This is a genomic window from Ruegeria sp. YTSB088, from assembly GCF_059609825.1.
In genome coordinates, this window is record NZ_JBXWMM010000002.1 from 367227 (window position 1) to 382887 (window position 15661).

At 59.0% G+C, this 15661-nt stretch carries 18 protein-coding genes; 8 read left to right on the top strand and 10 right to left on the bottom strand.

What is annotated here, in order from left to right; translation table 11 throughout:
* Positions 1 to 9: 9 nt before the first annotated feature.
* The 3 genes from plsX to AC2FFA_RS04745 all read right to left on the bottom strand — a co-directional run bounded on the left by plsX (position 10) and on the right by AC2FFA_RS04745 (position 2071).
* Entirely contained in the window at positions 10 to 1098 is a 1089-nt protein-coding gene (plsX, locus tag AC2FFA_RS04735; RefSeq protein ID WP_496850238.1) for a phosphate acyltransferase PlsX, read from the bottom strand.
* Between the two features lie 24 nt (positions 1099 to 1122).
* Positions 1123 to 1329 (bottom strand): 50S ribosomal protein L32, encoded by a 207-nt coding sequence (gene rpmF / locus AC2FFA_RS04740; RefSeq protein ID WP_008756996.1) that lies wholly within the window; start codon positions 1327 to 1329, stop codon positions 1123 to 1125.
* A gap of 205 nt (positions 1330 to 1534) precedes the next feature.
* A complete protein-coding gene (locus AC2FFA_RS04745; RefSeq protein WP_496850240.1) occupies positions 1535 to 2071 on the bottom strand; it encodes a YceD family protein in 537 nt (178 codons plus the stop codon).
* 85 nt (positions 2072 to 2156) lie between these two features.
* Between AC2FFA_RS04745 and AC2FFA_RS04750 the strand changes: the two genes are divergently transcribed.
* From AC2FFA_RS04750 to AC2FFA_RS04760, 3 genes are all read left to right on the top strand, one after another.
* Positions 2157 to 2630: an outer membrane protein assembly factor BamE gene (locus AC2FFA_RS04750; protein ID WP_117868705.1), complete on the top strand. Its 474-nt coding sequence runs from the start codon at positions 2157 to 2159 to the stop codon at positions 2628 to 2630.
* A 100-nt stretch (positions 2631 to 2730) separates the two neighbouring features.
* Positions 2731 to 3471: a GNAT family N-acetyltransferase gene (locus AC2FFA_RS04755; protein ID WP_496719264.1), complete on the top strand. Its 741-nt coding sequence runs from the start codon at positions 2731 to 2733 to the stop codon at positions 3469 to 3471.
* 68 nt (positions 3472 to 3539) lie between these two features.
* Positions 3540 to 5348, top strand: a complete 1809-nt coding sequence (locus AC2FFA_RS04760; RefSeq protein ID WP_496850243.1) for an ABC-F family ATP-binding cassette domain-containing protein — start codon at positions 3540 to 3542, stop codon at positions 5346 to 5348.
* A 188-nt stretch (positions 5349 to 5536) separates the two neighbouring features.
* Here AC2FFA_RS04760 and AC2FFA_RS04765 read toward each other — a convergent pair whose 3' ends face one another.
* Genes AC2FFA_RS04765 through AC2FFA_RS04775 form a run of 3 tightly spaced genes read right to left on the bottom strand, consistent with a single transcriptional unit; the run spans position 5537 to position 7117 of the window.
* Positions 5537 to 5767 (bottom strand): putative quinol monooxygenase, encoded by a 231-nt coding sequence (locus AC2FFA_RS04765; protein ID WP_496850245.1) that lies wholly within the window; start codon positions 5765 to 5767, stop codon positions 5537 to 5539.
* A gap of 29 nt (positions 5768 to 5796) precedes the next feature.
* Entirely contained in the window at positions 5797 to 6351 is a 555-nt protein-coding gene (locus AC2FFA_RS04770; protein ID WP_496671153.1) for a sugar O-acetyltransferase, read from the bottom strand.
* A gap of 10 nt (positions 6352 to 6361) precedes the next feature.
* The gene (locus AC2FFA_RS04775) at positions 6362 to 7117 is read right to left on the bottom strand and encodes a 3-hydroxyacyl-CoA dehydrogenase (RefSeq protein WP_496850247.1); all 756 of its coding nucleotides are present in this window, start codon (positions 7115 to 7117) and stop codon (positions 6362 to 6364) included.
* Positions 7118 to 7339: 222 nt separating this feature from the next.
* Between AC2FFA_RS04775 and AC2FFA_RS04780 the strand changes: the two genes are divergently transcribed.
* Entirely contained in the window at positions 7340 to 8125 is a 786-nt protein-coding gene (locus AC2FFA_RS04780; protein WP_496850249.1) for a hypothetical protein, read from the top strand.
* Between the two features lie 75 nt (positions 8126 to 8200).
* Here AC2FFA_RS04780 and tyrS read toward each other — a convergent pair whose 3' ends face one another.
* A complete protein-coding gene (gene tyrS / locus AC2FFA_RS04785) occupies positions 8201 to 9448 on the bottom strand; it encodes a tyrosine--tRNA ligase (RefSeq protein ID WP_496850251.1) in 1248 nt (415 codons plus the stop codon).
* A 304-nt stretch (positions 9449 to 9752) separates the two neighbouring features.
* Between tyrS and AC2FFA_RS04790 the strand changes: the two genes are divergently transcribed.
* The 3 genes from AC2FFA_RS04790 (at position 9753) to AC2FFA_RS04800 (ending at position 11668) form a co-directional block, all read left to right on the top strand.
* A complete protein-coding gene (locus AC2FFA_RS04790) occupies positions 9753 to 10826 on the top strand; it encodes an anhydro-N-acetylmuramic acid kinase (RefSeq protein ID WP_496850381.1) in 1074 nt (357 codons plus the stop codon).
* A gap of 79 nt (positions 10827 to 10905) precedes the next feature.
* A complete protein-coding gene (locus AC2FFA_RS04795; protein WP_299893849.1) occupies positions 10906 to 11196 on the top strand; it encodes a hypothetical protein in 291 nt (96 codons plus the stop codon).
* Between the two features lie 10 nt (positions 11197 to 11206).
* On the top strand, positions 11207 to 11668 hold the full coding sequence (locus tag AC2FFA_RS04800; protein ID WP_496680876.1) for a hypothetical protein: 462 nt from the start codon (positions 11207 to 11209) through the stop codon (positions 11666 to 11668).
* A gap of 160 nt (positions 11669 to 11828) precedes the next feature.
* Here the strand turns inward: AC2FFA_RS04800 and AC2FFA_RS04805 are convergent, their stop codons facing one another.
* A complete protein-coding gene (locus tag AC2FFA_RS04805; RefSeq protein WP_496680874.1) occupies positions 11829 to 12596 on the bottom strand; it encodes an extensin-like domain-containing protein in 768 nt (255 codons plus the stop codon).
* Positions 12597 to 12693: 97 nt separating this feature from the next.
* A complete protein-coding gene (locus AC2FFA_RS04810) occupies positions 12694 to 13113 on the bottom strand; it encodes a cupin domain-containing protein (RefSeq protein ID WP_496850254.1) in 420 nt (139 codons plus the stop codon).
* A gap of 85 nt (positions 13114 to 13198) precedes the next feature.
* Here AC2FFA_RS04810 and AC2FFA_RS04815 point away from each other — a divergent pair, with 85 nt between their 5' ends.
* Positions 13199 to 14617, top strand: coding sequence for a protein adenylyltransferase SelO (locus AC2FFA_RS04815; RefSeq protein ID WP_496850383.1), 1419 nt, complete (start codon positions 13199 to 13201; stop codon positions 14615 to 14617).
* 14 nt (positions 14618 to 14631) lie between these two features.
* Here AC2FFA_RS04815 and AC2FFA_RS04820 read toward each other — a convergent pair whose 3' ends face one another.
* Positions 14632 to 15585, bottom strand: coding sequence for a DMT family transporter (locus tag AC2FFA_RS04820; RefSeq protein ID WP_496850256.1), 954 nt, complete (start codon positions 15583 to 15585; stop codon positions 14632 to 14634).
* Positions 15586 to 15661 lie beyond the last annotated feature (76 nt).

The window sequence follows — 15661 nt, forward strand, 5'->3', positions numbered from 1 at the left end:
CCTTTTTTGTTATTTATCTGTTTGCGGCGCTGATTGCGCGGCATCTTGTGCAAGCTGGGCAGTGGATGCAACCCGCGCAGCCAATTTTTCGGAAAAGCCGGACTGCGCCAGAGTGAAGGCCAGTTTGATTGCAGCTGACACGCCTGTCGCGTCAGCGCCGCCGTGGGATTTCACCACGGTGCCGTTCAGCCCCAGAAACACGCCACCATTCACGCGCCGCGGGTCGATCCGTTTCTTCAAACGGTTCAGCGACGTGATAGCCAAAATCGAGGCCAATCGGGATAGGGGAGAGTACTTGAAGGCCTGACGCAACAGGTCCCCGATCAGGCTTGCCGTTCCTTCGCCGGTTTTGATCGCGACGTTGCCGGTAAACCCATCGGTTACAATGACATCCGCTTTGTCACCCGGGATGTCGCTGCCTTCGACGAACCCTACAAAGTCGAAATTCGCCTGCTCCGCGAATTCCGCAATCATCGAATGCGCTTCTTTCAGTTCGGCACGCCCTTTGTGCTCTTCGGTGCCGACATTCAGCAGTCCGATCCGGGGGCGGCCCAAGGCCATACCGTTACGTGCATAGGACGCGCCCATCAGCGCGAATTGCAGCAAATCCTTGGCGTCGGCGCGCACATCAGCGCCGACGTCCAGCATTACGTTGAACCCTTGAGGGTTGCGCGAGGGCCACAGTATCGCGATGGCCGGTCGATTCACGCCCGGCAGTTTGCGCAGGCGCATCATCGACAGGGCCATCAACGCTCCGGTATTGCCGCAGGAAACCGCGCCATGGGCTTCGCCCTGGCGTACCGCTTCCAGCGTGGACCACATCGAGGTCTCTTTGCCGTTGCGCACAACCTGACTGGGTTTGTCTTCCATCGTGACCACGCCGGGGCAATCACGAAAAACGACGCGCCCCTCAAGGACACGCCGTTTGGCGACAAGCTTGCGCAATACCGGTTCGGGCCCGTGTAACAAGAACCTGATATCCGGGTTCTTGTCGGCCGATTTCGCAAGACCGGCAACAACGACCGAGGGACCCGCGTCCCCACCCATAGCGTCGACCGAGATGGTGATCCGTCCGGCGTGCGTGGGCTGTTCAGTCATGCCTTGGTCTGCACTCGATCAGGCTTAGGCTGCGTCTTCGTCCAGATCGATTTCGTCGGCCTGTGCGACGACTTCGCGATCATCATAGTGGCCGCAGGATGCGCAAACGTGGTGCGGGCGCTTCAGCTCGCCGCAGTTCGGGCATTCGTTCGGGTTTGCAGCAACCAGAGCGTCGTGTGCGCGGCGGTTGTTGCGACGCGACTTGGAAACTTTGTTCTGTTGGACGGCCATGGTCTCAACCTTTGTCTGACTAGGGGTCGCAGAATCGCTGCCGACCCGGGTTTCGTAGTTCGTTTATCGTGGTTTGACGCGCGTTTAGGCGACGAGCCCCGCAATGTCCAACCCAAAATCCGATGAGCGCGCGAAAATACTGCGATTCTCGGTATGTTCAAGCGATTTTTCTGACCGCCTGCTATGACAGGAAATCTGTCATCTGTCACTCGTCTTTTTTGAGTGCGTCGCGCAATTCCGCCAATCCGGCAAAGGGTTTGACGTCTTCGTCGGTCATCGCCTGTTTTCCGGGTTCGGTAAAGTCTGCCTGTCCCAGTTCAGCCCCGTCCTTGCGCGGGTATTGTGGCAGGGCCAGTGACAGCGCCTCGACCATTACCCGGGCCGGGTCGATCTCGGCACCCAGAGGCTCGGATTCGTCATCTTCGGGAATTTCGAACTCCGGTTCGTCCGGATCGTTCCAATCGGCCAGAAACGTGCGATGCACAGGAATGTCGATCCGGGTTGTTACCGGATCGAGGGTCACGATACAGGGTTGGATCACGGTTGCACCGAGTTTGCCGTTCAGAACCCAGTCGCGCTTGCCCCGGGCCTGCACGTCGCCAGAGAAACTGAGCTTGCGCAGTCCCAGCAGTCCCAGGTCCTGTCTGATCTCATCCAAAGCAGCGGCCGCAGGGCGCAGATCAAAGGATGTCGGGGCGTTCTGGGGCATGTCAGCCACCCGAAGTGATGTAACGTTGCTCATTCGAGAGCCTTTCTATGTGTTGAACCGTGGCAGCGGTTTCTGTAATCGGATAGAAGCCGCAAGAGGCCAAGGCAAGAGGGTGCGCATGTTGAAGGTAGTGAACCGGTTGAAACCAGCGACGAAATCGCTTGTGTTTGTTGCCTGTCTGGCTGCGGCCGGGGCTTGTACGCCCATCTTCAAGAATCACGGATACGTGCCGCCAGCCGAAGAGTTGGCCGAAATCAAAGTGGGCGTGGATACGCGTGACAGTGTGGAAGAAGCCATCGGGGCACCGGGTGCGTCAGGTGTGGTGCGGGATTCGGGTTATTATTATGTCCGCTCGCGGGTGCGTCATTACGGCCCGAAACGGCCCGAAGTGGTGGCACGCGAACTGGTCGCCATCAGCTTTGATCAGCGCGGTGTCGTCAGCAATATCGAACGCTTTGGTCTGGAAGACGGCATCGTGATTCCGCTGGAACGCCGTGTGACCGATTCCAACGTTCAGGACAAAGGCTTCCTGCGTCAGCTGTTGGGCAATATCGGCAACTTCAACCCGGCCAATATTCCCGGCGCCAACTAATCTGCGCCAGAGCCTTGCGATGGTCACAAGGCAGTCACATGTCTTGTGCTAACGGTGTCGTGCTGGCACCTGTGGGTCGGCACCCGTGGAGGACGCGACCGTGGCGACGGCAGTTTTGTTGAGCAAAGGGCGCTATCGCGCCCGTCTGGCGCAATCATCTGAGGATATCAGGGCCGCACAAAACCTGCGAACACTTGCGTTCGACACCCGGCAACTGGACAGTGACGCATTCGACACACGATGCAGTCATATCCTGGTTGAGGATATGCGGTCTGCCGGGCGGTTGGTCTGTTGCTTTCGGATGCTGACAATGGATCATGGCCGCGAAATCGGACGCAGCTATTCAGCACAGTTCTACGACCTGAGTTCACTGGAAGGGTTCAGTGGCCGTATGGTCGAGATGGGCAGGTTCTGCGTTCACCCGAACCTAATCGATCCCGACATTCTTCGTGTCGCGTGGGGGGCAATGACATCCTACGTCGACCACAACAACGTCGAGATGCTGTTTGGATGTTCCTCATTTGCCGGAACCGAGACAGAACAGTATCTGGATGCCTTTGCGATGCTCAAACACCGCCATCTTGCCCCGAAACGGTGGCTGCCGCGGGTAAAGGCTCCGGATGTGTTTCGCTTTGCTACGCGTCTGCGGCGCAGGCCGGATACGAAAAAGGCCATGCTGCGGATGCCACCGCTGTTGCGGACCTATCTGATGATGGGCGGCTGGGTCAGCGACCATGCAGTGGTGGACCGCCAAATGAACACGCTGCACGTTTTCACAGGGGTGGAAATCGGGGCAATTCCGCCGGCGCGTAAACGCCTGTTGCGAACGGTGGCCGACTAGCCCGAGTATTTCTGAAAAGGTGAAGACGGGGCGTTGACGCAGTGCGACTGCCGGTTTAGCTGGCAGGCATGGCGAGAATTCCTTTGTTGCAGATGTCCGGCATTTCCCTGACCTTCGGGGGCGATCCGGTGTTCTCCGAGCTTGATCTGGTGGTTCAGCCAGGTGACCGCGTGGCGCTGGTTGGGCGCAACGGGTCGGGCAAGTCTACGTTGATGAAAGTGATGGCCGGTCTGGTCGAGGCTGATCGCGGCGAAATCGTTGTGCCGCCTGGAAAATCCGTGGGTTACATGGAACAAGACCCGACGATGGAGGGCTTTGCCACATTGGGCGATTATGCGTCCAGCGGGTTGGAACCCGGCGAACTCTACAAGGTTGAACGGGCAGGCGAGGGGCTGAAATTCGACCCTTCACGCGCAATTGAGACGGCCTCGGGTGGAGAGCGGCGGCGCGCGGCATTGGCCAAACTGATGGCCGAGGCGCCAGACCTGATGCTGCTGGACGAACCCACCAACCATCTGGATATCGAAGCCATCGCGTGGCTGGAGCGCGAGCTTGGGTCAACACGTGCGGCTTTTGTGCTGATCTCACACGACCGGGCCTTTTTGCGCGCACTAACACGGGCGACTCTCTGGATTGATCGGGGCGCTGTCCGACGGCAGGAGCAAGGTTTTGATGCGTTTGAAACCTGGCGGGACAAGATCTGGGAAGAAGAAGACCAGCAGCGTCACAAGCTGAACCGTCTTATCAAGTCCGAGGCCAAATGGGCGGTTGAGGGTATCAGCGCACGGCGCAAACGCAATCAGGGCAGGGTGCGGGCCCTTCAGGCGCTGCGTGCCGAAAAGGCGGCACAGATCAAGCGTCAGGGTTCCGCTGCGATGGCGCTGGAGGCCGGTCCAAAATCGGGCCGCAAGGTGATCGAGGCCAAAGGATTGGCCAAAGGGTTCGGCGACCAGCAGATCGTTCGGAATTTTGATCTGCTGGTGCAACGCGGTGATCGTGTGGCTTTTGTCGGACCGAACGGGGTTGGCAAGACGACGCTGCTGAAGATGCTTCTTGGGCAGGTGCAGCCGGACGAAGGCTCGGTGTCGCTGGGCACCAATCTTGAGATCGCGGTGTTCGATCAGACCCGTGCGCAACTGGACCCCGAGATGAGCTTGTGGGACAGCCTGACCGGCGACCCCGATATGCGGGTCTCAGGCAAGGCCGATCAGGTGATGGTTGGCGGGCAGCCCAAACATGTCGTGGGATACCTTAAGGAATTCCTGTTTGATGAGCAGCAGGCAAGAGCGGCTGTCAAGTCCTTGTCAGGTGGAGAAAAGGCGCGATTGCTGCTGGCCAAGTTGATGGCGAAGTCGTCCAACCTTCTGGTGCTGGACGAACCGACCAACGATTTGGATGTCGAAACGCTGGACCTGTTGCAGGAGCTGCTGGACGACTACGACGGCACGGTTCTGCTGGTCAGCCACGACCGCGATTTCCTCGACCGGGTGGCCACAACGACAATTGCGATGGAGGGGAATGGTCGCGCCACGGTCTATGCCGGAGGGTGGTCGGATTATATCGCGCAACGTGGTGATGTGGCAGAGAAAAAGGAAGAAAAAGCAAAAGCTTCGAAGCCAAAAATCAAGCAGGAAACGAAGCAGAAGCCCGGCCTGTCGTTCTCGGAAAAGCACCGGCTGGAAAAGCTGCCTGCCGAGATTGAACGGCTGGAGGCCGAAATTGCAAAGCTCGAAGAACTGATGTCCGACCCCGAATTGTTCACCCGCGAACCGGTCAAGTTCCAGAAAGCGACCGAGGCGCTGGTTGAGCGGCAGGAAAAGCTTTCGGCGTCTGAAGAGGAATGGTTGACGCTGGAAGAGAAAGCTGAGGCGAAGTGAACGCAATCTGTGTTTGCCTTAAGGGGCAACGTTTAAAAAGTTGTACAAAACTTGAACCACGAAAATGCTCCGGTTTTGCAGCGGAATCGATTAACCTATCCGCGTCATCTCGTTCAGCGTAAACCGGCTACAGCCCCTTCGATTGCTTCCATGCAAGAGGCGAAATGAAGCGCGGTCATATGCGTCTGTCATGGTTCGCGAATCTGCCAGTTTTCATAGAGCACAAAAATACCTGGATTGGTTGTATCCACATGCAGGTCGTGTTGGATGCATCCTTCTTCCGGACAGGCGATGGGGCTGACTCTTTCGATTTCAGCGCGTTCAAGAACTTCCTTGTCTGGTTGGGCGACTCCCCGTGGGGCGCAGTGACCCGGCGCTGCCTGACCGAAAAAGAGGCAGGCGCCGCGCCCCGGGATCAAGGCTCCGGCGGATAGGGGAAAGAACAGGGTTATCGGAGGGGCCGTATAGGCCGGGCAGGGTTTCCGACGACGGTCTCGCCGACCGGAACGTCTTTTGTCACCACACTACCGGCTCCGATGATGGCGTTGTCGCCGATCGTAACGCCCGGCATGATGATCGCACCGCCACCAATCCAGACGTTTTCGCCGATCATGACAGGGTGGGCGACTTCAAGGCCCCGAGCGCGTGAGGCAGGGTCTTTCGCGTGTTCGGCGCAATAGATCTGCACTGCAGGCCCAAGCATTGTGTCGTTCCCAATCGTCACCGGCGCGGTATCGAGCACGACGCAGCCTGCGTTGAAAAACACTCGATCCCCCAAAGACAGGTTTATTCCGTAGGCACAGTGAAATGGGGCCTCAAGAAAGCAATCCTCACCAACACCAGCAAAAAGTGCTGCCAGTTCCAGCGCGATGGCCCCACGGTCATCCGGCGGACACGTGTTATGGGCATGAACGGCACGACGCGCTTCGGCACGAAGCGCATCCAGTTCCGGGTCAAGGCAGCAATACCACTCGCCCGCTTCCATTTTTTGTCGCTCGGTCATGAGCCCCGGTTTAGCGCATACGCAAGGCGCCGTCGATGCGGATGACCTCACCATTCAGATACCCCATCTCAACGATGAACCCGGCCAGTCGTCCGTATTCATGCGGGTCGCCCAGGCGGGCAGGGTTCGGGACGTCGGCGGCAAGCTGTTGTTGCACCTCTTCGGGCAGACCCGCCAGCATCGGGGTCATGAAAATGCCCGGCGCGATGGTCATGACCCGAATGCCGGTCGAGGCCAGATCGCGTGCCATCGGCAGCGTCATGCCCACGATGCCGCCTTTGGAGGCCGCATAGGCCGCCTGACCCTTTTGCCCGTCAAACGCGGCGATCGAGGCGGTGTTGATGATCACCCCGCGTGCTCCATCTGGTTCGGGGTCATTCTTTGCCATCTCGGCAGCGGCCAGCCGGGATACATTGAATGTGCCAACCAGATTGATGTCGATCGTACGCTGGAACGCATCCAAGGGGTGGGGGCCATCCTTGCCAACAGTCTTGATGCCATAGGCGATACCTGCACAATTCACCGTCGCAGTGATCTTGCCCATCTTTTCCATGCCATGGCGTATGGCGGCGGCCACCGACTGCTCGTCAGTCACATCCGTCTGCACGAAATGCCCGCCGATCTCGGTGGCAACCTTTGCGCCGCGGTCCGCATCACGATCCAAAATGGTGACCTGCGCGCCTTTCGAGGTGAAGTGGCGGGCCGTGGCTTCGCCCAGACCGGACGCGCCGCCGGTGATGAGGGCGGCAGTGGTGGACAGGTGCATGGTGAACTCCTCCCATGGATATGAACACTTGTTCAATAACTGCATTTTGGGACCAGTGTCCACATATTTGAGAAAGAGGGATATTGGTTGGCGGGCCAGATCATTCGCCCCGATGCCCTGGCAGATCCTCAAGACAACTTAATCCCAACTTCACGAAAACGCGCCTGTTCGTGAACGAAGAACTCAGCGCCGTTGTGTGTTTTTTCACCAGGAGGATCTATTATGGTTAAGAGTACGAAGCAAATATTGGGTGCAGCTATCGCTGTTCCTGTTTTTGGAATGGTGATGATCGGCAGTGCTGTTGCCGCATCGGAAACTTGCAACTGGAAAACGGCCCGAAATCTCGCCAACGCCGGCGACTATGCCAGTTTGTGCGATTGTGTGCAGGTGACCCCGAGTTTTCTGGACAGGCTTCAAAAGCGGTCCGACTTTGAGACAACTTTGAGTGTAACCGGGGCGCAATGCCCGGGGCTGGCCGCGTTGCTGACGGATTTGCCGACGGCAAGCTTGTCTGGTTCGGCGGAAAACCGGGGTGAAAACCGCGGCTCTGAACCAGGTGGGTCTGAATTTGCCGACGCTGGTAGTGCACCCGGCGGTGAATCCGGTGGTGGCGGAGGTGAGTTTGGAGGTGGCGCTGACACTGGTGGCGGTGGAGGTAACTCCGGCGGTGGCGGTGGCGGTGGTCAGTCCGGCGGCGGCGGAGGTGAATCCGGCGGTGGCGGTGGTGAGTCCGGTGGCGGCGGAGGTGAATCCGGCGGTGGCGGTGGCGAGTCCGGTGGCGGCGGAGGTGAATCCGGCGGTGGCGGTGGCGAGTCCGGTGGCGGCGGAGGTGAATCCGGCGGCGGTGAAGGCAAAGGTGGGAAAGGCAACGGCGGCAAAGGCGGTGGCAAGGGCAATAACGGCCACGGCAATGGCGGCGAGGGCAGCAGCCCGGGTCGCGGCAATAACGCCAACGATGATGAAGGCGGCGACCGGCCCGGTCGCGGCGGAGGAAAAGACCGCAGATAAGCACAGATTACCGAATGAAAAACGGCCACCCGTTTGGGTGGCCGTTTAAATTTTGTGCTTTTCAGACTTGCCGAGTTAGCCCAGTTGAGCCAGCGCGTGGCGCTTTTTCCCCGCGCTCAGCTTGATGGGCGAGGACAATGCACCTGCGTCGATCATCAGCCCGGCATCGGTCAGCGGCGCGTCATCCAGCTTGGCGCCGTTCTCGGCGATCAGGCGCTTGGCCTCCTTGCCGGACTTGGCCAGACCCGTTTTCACGATCAACTGGACGATAGAGATCGGTAAGTCTGCTTCCGATAGCGTCAGGGTCGGCAGATCATCTCCGACTCCGCCTTTTTCGAACACTTCGCGGGCAGTGGCTTCGGCGTTCGCCGCAGCCTGCGCACCGTGGGCCAGAGTCGTCACCTCGTTGGCAAGACGGATCTTGGCCTCGTTGATCTCGGACCCTCTCAGCGCGCCCAGGCGATCGCACTCGTCCACCGGCATTTCGGTGTAGAGCTTCAGGAACCGCCCGACATCAGCGTCGGTGGTATTGCGCCAGAATTGCCAGAACTCATAAGGCGAACGCATGTCTGCGTTTAGCCAAACCGCGCCGTCCTGAGATTTACCCATTTTCTTGCCGTCGCTGGTGGTCAGCAGGGGCGAGGTCAGGCCGTAGATCTCGTGATCCAGCACGCGACGGGTCAGGTCGATACCGTTGACGATGTTACCCCACTGGTCGCTGCCGCCCATCTGCAGAACGCAGCCATAGCGGCGGTTCAGCTCAAGGAAGTCATAGGCCTGCAGGATCATGTAGTTGAACTCGAGGAAACTCAGTGACTGTTCACGATCAAGTCGGGATTTCACCGATTCAAAGCTGAGCATCCGGTTGACTGAAAAATGACGCCCGATGTCGCGCAGGAAATCGAGGTAATTCAGGTTGTCCAGCCATTCCTCATTGTTCAGCATCAGAGCCTTATTCTCGGCCTCAGAGTCATAGTCGATATAGGCCGAGAACACCTTTTTGATGCCCGCGATATTCTCATTGATCTGTTCGGGGCCCAGCAGCGGGCGTTCATCCGCGCGGAACGAAGGGTCGCCCACCTTGGTGGTGCCGCCGCCCATCAAAGTGATCGGCTGGTGGCCGGTTTTCTGGAACCAGCGCAGCATCATGATCTGGATCAGGCTGCCCACATGCAACGATTTGGCCGTTGCATCAAAGCCGATATAGGCCGGTTTGCACCCACTGATCAGCGCGTCGTCAAGGCCCTGATAATCGGTGCAGTCGGCGAGAAAGCCGCGCTCGATCATCGTGGCGATGAAATCCGATTTGGGGTGGTAGGTCATATCGTGCCCTTTGGGTTAATGTTGCGGGGCACTGTATAGGCGGCAGCGCAGGAGAGGAAAAGCCACCTTTTCACCTCAGGTGCGGGGTGTGGTCGAGGGTGTCGATCCAGACACGCGCCCTGAGAAAAAATTGCCGGGCCGGTGCAGAACGCTTGCCTTTGCGACCCAACAGAAGGCACGTTGGCCGGGCTGCAACCCAAAGGTGAAATTTCGGACCTAGACGCGGCGAATGACACAGCCAATTCAGGAGGCAGGCTTGGGCCAGACCATCAGGAAACACGGAAAGGTCCGAGCTTTGGGCGCGATGTCCGGCACGTCGATCGACGGGGTTGACGCGGCGGTGGTGGAAACCGATGGACATTCGATTTACGGGTTTGGGGAAAGCGGATATCGCGCATATTCGGATGCGGAACGCGATGTGTTGCGGGCGGCCCTGGGGCAGTGGCACGGACCTCAGGTCGATGCGGCGGCCGAGATGGTGACAATCGCCCATGCCGAAGCACTGTCCGAGTTCGAGGACGTGGATCTGATCGGCTTTCACGGACAGACGCTGGCGCATGAGCCGCGCGGGCGCGGAACGTTTCAGGTCGGTGACGGGCTGGGGTTGGCGCAGGCGCTTGGGCGTCCGGTGGTCTGGGATTTCCGCAGCGATGATGTGGCGATGGGGGGCGAGGGGGCTCCGCTTGCGCCTTTCTTTCACTTTGCCTGTGCCAAATGGTTCGGCGCGGACCGGCCATTGTGCTTCCTGAACTTGGGCGGGGTCGGCAACCTGACCTATGTGGACCCGACGTTCGAAGGCCCCGAAGCGCCCGGTGCGCTGCTGGCATTTGATACAGGACCGGCCAATGCACCGGTCGATGATCTGATGCAGGCCCGTCTGAGGCTTCCCATGGACCGGGACGGGGCATTAGCCCGCGATGGTACAGTCGAGATGGGCGCGCTTGAGCTGTTTCTGGCCGAGCCGTATTTTTCCCGTATGCCGCCGAAATCCTTGGATCGGAACGATTTTTCGGAAATGATCGGTTTGGTCAAGGAACTCAATGACGCTGACGCGGTGGCGACTCTGACCGGTATGTGCGCCGCAGCTGTGGTGCAGGGGATGGAGCACTGCCCGAAACCCCCGTCCTGTGTGTTGGTCACCGGGGGTGGCAGGCGCAACCCGGTGTTGATGGAGATGTTGCGCGTGTCGCTGGATTGCCCGGTCGAAACGGTTGAGGCGGTGGGGCTGGACGGCGACATGCTTGAGGCGCAGGCGTTTGCCTATCTGGCGGTGCGCGTTGCTCGGAGGTTGCCGACCTCTTGCCCCGGAACCACTGGCGTTAAGGCGCTTGTTGGTGGCGGGGTCGTAAGTTCGGTGTCTATGGACCCGGTTGGATAACGTGATCCGGAAAACAGTTCAAAAAAACAAATCTTTGTGCAACCGTTACCTCGAACCCATGCAGTGAGGGTAAGGCACTATGGCGACCAAAGCAGAGCTTGAATCCGAGTTGGAGAAGCTACGGGAACGAAACGCGTCGTTGGAGGCGCAGTTCGAAAAGGATCCGGAACCCAAAGAGCCGCCAGAGCGGGTCAAATCATCGGATGAAATCCGGAAACTTCTGGAAGACCACGGAATCGATCTGAGCCAGGTTCAATCCTTGGGCAATGACGTTGTCGAGGAGTTTGGTCGGTTGCAGAAAGACTATCCGATTACGGCGTTGCTGATTGCATTTTCGCTGGGTTACGTCGTCGGGCGTGCGCAGGGTTAGGAGACCGGTTATGAGCAGACTGAGCAAAAATCTGGTTACGATCTATCGGACCGAACGTTTGATTGCACGCCGCCGCCTTGGAGTGGTTCAGCAACAGACGATATTGATGGGCATTGCGGGCATCGCGGCATTGTCGGCGGTGGTGCTTTTGAATGTTTCCTTGTTCTTGGCGCTCCAGAGTTCGATGCCACCAGCCTCGGCGGCGGCGTTGTTGGCCTTTGGAAACCTTATTTTCGCTGGGCTTCTGGTGCTGATTGCAAAACGCAGCAATGTCGAGGACGAAGTCGCCCCGGCCGTCGAGGTGCGCGATATGGCCATAGCGGACATTGAAGACGAATTGGAAGAGATGACCGCAGAGGCACGAGAGGTTGTTCAGGCGGTCAAAAGCATTGGATCAAATCCTTTGGGGTCCGCAGCGACTCTGTTGGTGCCTCTGATCAATGTGTTGATCAAAAGCCGAAGCGACAAATAGGGGCGTCCGTTCTGACGCGCTGATGCTGGTCCCTGAGATATGGCCAGTTGAAACGAGGAGTTTGTGGGCTTGGCGGGTTTGTACTGAATGATGCCGGCCTTGGTGAGCGCGCCAAGGGTGGGGTATCCGTGATGCGGAAAAACTCAACCAAGTCAAAGGTTCATCGACAAACCGGGCCGCTGCTGCGCCGTGCGGTGTCCAGATGGAAATGCCCTTTATGATAGCGATCGGCATCCGGGCCGAGCACGGTTCCGAACACGCCGCAGGCGCCACTGTGCAACTCTCGCAAAACAGCGCCCCGGTCGTTGTTCCATCCGTCCCGAACCGTGATCTGGGTTCCGTCCCGTAGAACGAAGGTCGATATGTCGATCGCCTTTCCTCGCGCATGTTCCGAGATGCGTGCACGCGGCTGGTTGTTCTGGGTCTTGCAGGCATAATGGCCGACGATCCGCATCCCCTTCAGCCCGCCGCCCAAATTGGCAAAGGCTGGCTTGGCCGTGTTTTCGATCCATGTTTTCAGCGTGACCGCCGTCTGGCAATCCATCAAAGAGAATTGGCTGAGTGCGATGTCAGAGATCCTGTAAACCCGAACCGGGTTCGTGATCCCGCATCCGCGGGCCTTTCCGGCGACGGGCTTGCGTGTTTCGCCCAGAATGGTCCAGTCACCACACACGGCGCCCCGTTCCAACATTCGTTCACGACCCACTTCGAATTGCCGGAACTTGCAGGGCCGCAGGGCAGGACGCTTTGAAACCAGCACCGCAGGTTCCACTGTCACGGCCGGGCCAGCATCCTCAGCCGTTTCTTCCCACGTCGGCTCTGGCACAGTCAGATCGGATGAAAGACGGGCCTTGGCGCAAGCGGGCTCTGCGCCTGCGAAGGCTGCGCTTTGACAAAAGAACAAGACAGACAGCAGAACCTGCTTCATTCTCACTCGTTACTCCGTCGCTTGTGGCTACGTGTACAGAATGATCAATGGGCAACTGTCTGTAAACTCACCTTTTCAGAGATCCTATTGTGAACAGTTACGCCTTGGGGATATCGAAGCCCGGCGCGGCCAGTTCGAACCCCTCGAACTGGAAACCGGGCGAGACCGTGCAACTGACCAGTGTGTAATCACCTGTGCTGCGGGCGGCTTGCCAATGGCCTTCCGGGACGATCAGTTGTGGCGCGCCAGCGGAAAGATCTGGTGTCAGCTCATGTTCGGTGGTGGGGCCCTGGTCGTTTGCGCTGAGCGACAGGACAAGCGGCGCGCCGGCATGGTACAGCCAGATCTCGGTCGCATCGACACGGTGCCAGTGGCTGCTTTCGCCAGCCTGCAACAGGAAGTAGATGCAGGTGCCGGTGGGGCGGCCTTCGTTTTCAGCGCGCCATGTCTCGGCGTACCAGCCACCTTCAGGATGGCGTTGCAGGTTCAGGCGGTCGATAACCTCTTGTGCAGTCATGTGGTCCCTCGTGTTTGGGTGCGATTATGCACGGGCAGGCGTGATCCGCTATGGTATTCATGCGCTCGAGGGATATGTTTACGACATGACCCTGAAAATCCCCTTCGATAACTCCTATGCCCGACTGCCGGATACGTTCTTTGCGCGGCAGTCACCGATTCCCGTGCGCGCGCCAGGGATGATTGCGTTCAACGATGATCTGGCCAAGTTGCTGCGGATTTCGCCCGGAGACGTTGAGGACATGACCGAAGCCTTTGCGGGAAACAGTATTCCCGAAGGTGCCGAGCCCATCGCTCAGCTTTATTCCGGGCATCAGTTCGGGCAGTACAACCCGCAACTGGGCGACGGGCGTGCGGTGCTGCTGGGCGAGACTGTCGGAACGGACGGGGTGCGCCGGGATATTCAACTGAAAGGTTCGGGTCCTACACCGTTTTCCCGCCGGGGCGATGGCCGGGCCTGGCTGGGGCCTGTTCTGCGGGAATATGTGGTATCCGAGGCAATGCATGCGCTGGGCGTTTCGACCACACGCGCTCTGGCAGCTGTGGAAACCGGTGAGACCGTCTTTCGCGAAGGTCCGATGCCCGGAGCGGTCCTGACCCGGGTTGCATCCAGCCATCTGCGGGTGGGGACCTTCCAGGTTTTTGCAGCGCGTGGGCAAATGGACAGCCTGAAGCGCCTGACGGACTACGCCATTGCCCGGCATTATCCCAAGGCAGAAGGTCCCATGGGCCTGTTGCGTTCGGTGCGGGATGCTCAGGCCAGTTTGATTCCGAAATGGATGAGCGTGGGGTTCATCCATGGGGTGATGAATACCGACAACTGCTCGATCGCGGGCGAGACAATTGATTATGGCCCATGTGCGTTCATGGATACGTATCACCCCAACACCGTCTACAGCTCGATTGACCGGATGGGGCGTTATGCCTATTCGAACCAGCCCGATATCGCGGTGTGGAACCTCGCGCAGCTGGCAACGTCATTGATCCAGCAGATGGACGACAAAGAGGCCGCCGTGGAAGAGGCGACCGAGATCGTCCACGCGATGCCGGATCTTCTGCAACAGAATTGGTTGTCCCGATTCCGGGCGAAGATCGGACTGGCATCAGCGGACGAGGGCGATCAGGAACTGATCACCGACCTTCTGAAGCTTATGGCCGAGGGGCAGGCGGATTTCACCAATAGCTTCCGGGCGCTGGGCGGTGGCAAGGCGCGGGATCAGTTCCTTGCCCCGGAAGCGTTTGACAATTGGGAAGCGGGTTGGCGCATGCGGTTAGAGCGCGAAGCAGCGCCGCTGGATGTGATGACCGCTGCAAACCCTGCATTCATTCCGCGCAATCACCGGGTCGAACAGATGATCCAGGCAGCCGTACAGGGAGATTACGCGCCGTTCGACCGGTTGAACGCCGCCCTGGCGCGGCCTTACGAGGATCAGGGTGATGCGGAAGACCTGAGGCGTCCTCCGGCCGAAAACGAGGTGGTCCATGCGACGTTTTGCGGGACGTGACGCGCAGACCGCGTCTATTTCCGCAGGATTTCCAACACCGCGGCGCTGACGATCAGGGTGGCGCCCAGAAACTCCCGCAGGCCGAATGGTTCGCCGGACAGGGCCGCGGCAGAGGCGATACCGACGACGACCTCGCTCATCAGCAGCAGGCCGACCTTTGCGGGAGACAGTTTTGTAGCTGGCCAGATGGTCATGTAGATCATGGGCAGAATGTAGACAGCCGACAGCATCGCATATCCCGCTATGCGGACCACTCCTTCCTGTGTGACGTTTGGCAGCGCCTGACCCCTAAGCGCCAACAGGCTGACAAGCGACAGCAACAGCGCGCCAAGTACAAAGGCAAAAACCTGACCCGTAATGGTAATGCTTCCGGTTTTGTACAAACCCAGAGTGCCCAATGCCCAGCATATGCCCGACGCCAGCGCCAGCCAGTCGCCCAGGTTTTGCGGCCATGGCACGAACCCGGCACCCCCAAGCACGACAAACAGCCCGCCAAGCCCGCAGATCAGGCCCGCAAGGCGCATCAGGCTCAGGCGTTCTTTCAGAAATACGACGCCCAGAAGCGTGCCCCATATCGGAGTGAGATAGAACAGCAGGATCGAGCGGACGACGTCGGTGTAGACAAGGCTGATCGAATACAGGCTGAATGCAGCCCCTGTGAACATACCGCTGAGCATCAGATCACGCCATTGCCGGGCCAGCATGTGCCTGTCGGCCCAGATAAAGGGGAACAAAGCAATCAGGGCCGCGCAGTACATGACGATCCCGGACCAGGGGCCTGTCAGACCGTGATCATAGAAAAACCGCACCGGAATCCAGTAAAGGCCCCACAGCGCGCCACCCATCACCAGTATGATACTGGGCCGGGTGCTGTTGTCGGGTTGGCTCAGGCTCATCTTGGCCTTGCTTTCGCTGCGCTTCGATGTCGTCACCGGATCGGGATAGAGGGTTGTGGGGCCGGGGATCAAGCGGAACCTTTGCTTTGATATGAAGCAGGGTTCATTCGACGAAATAACGGGCAGATTATCGGAGTCTGGTGGCGTC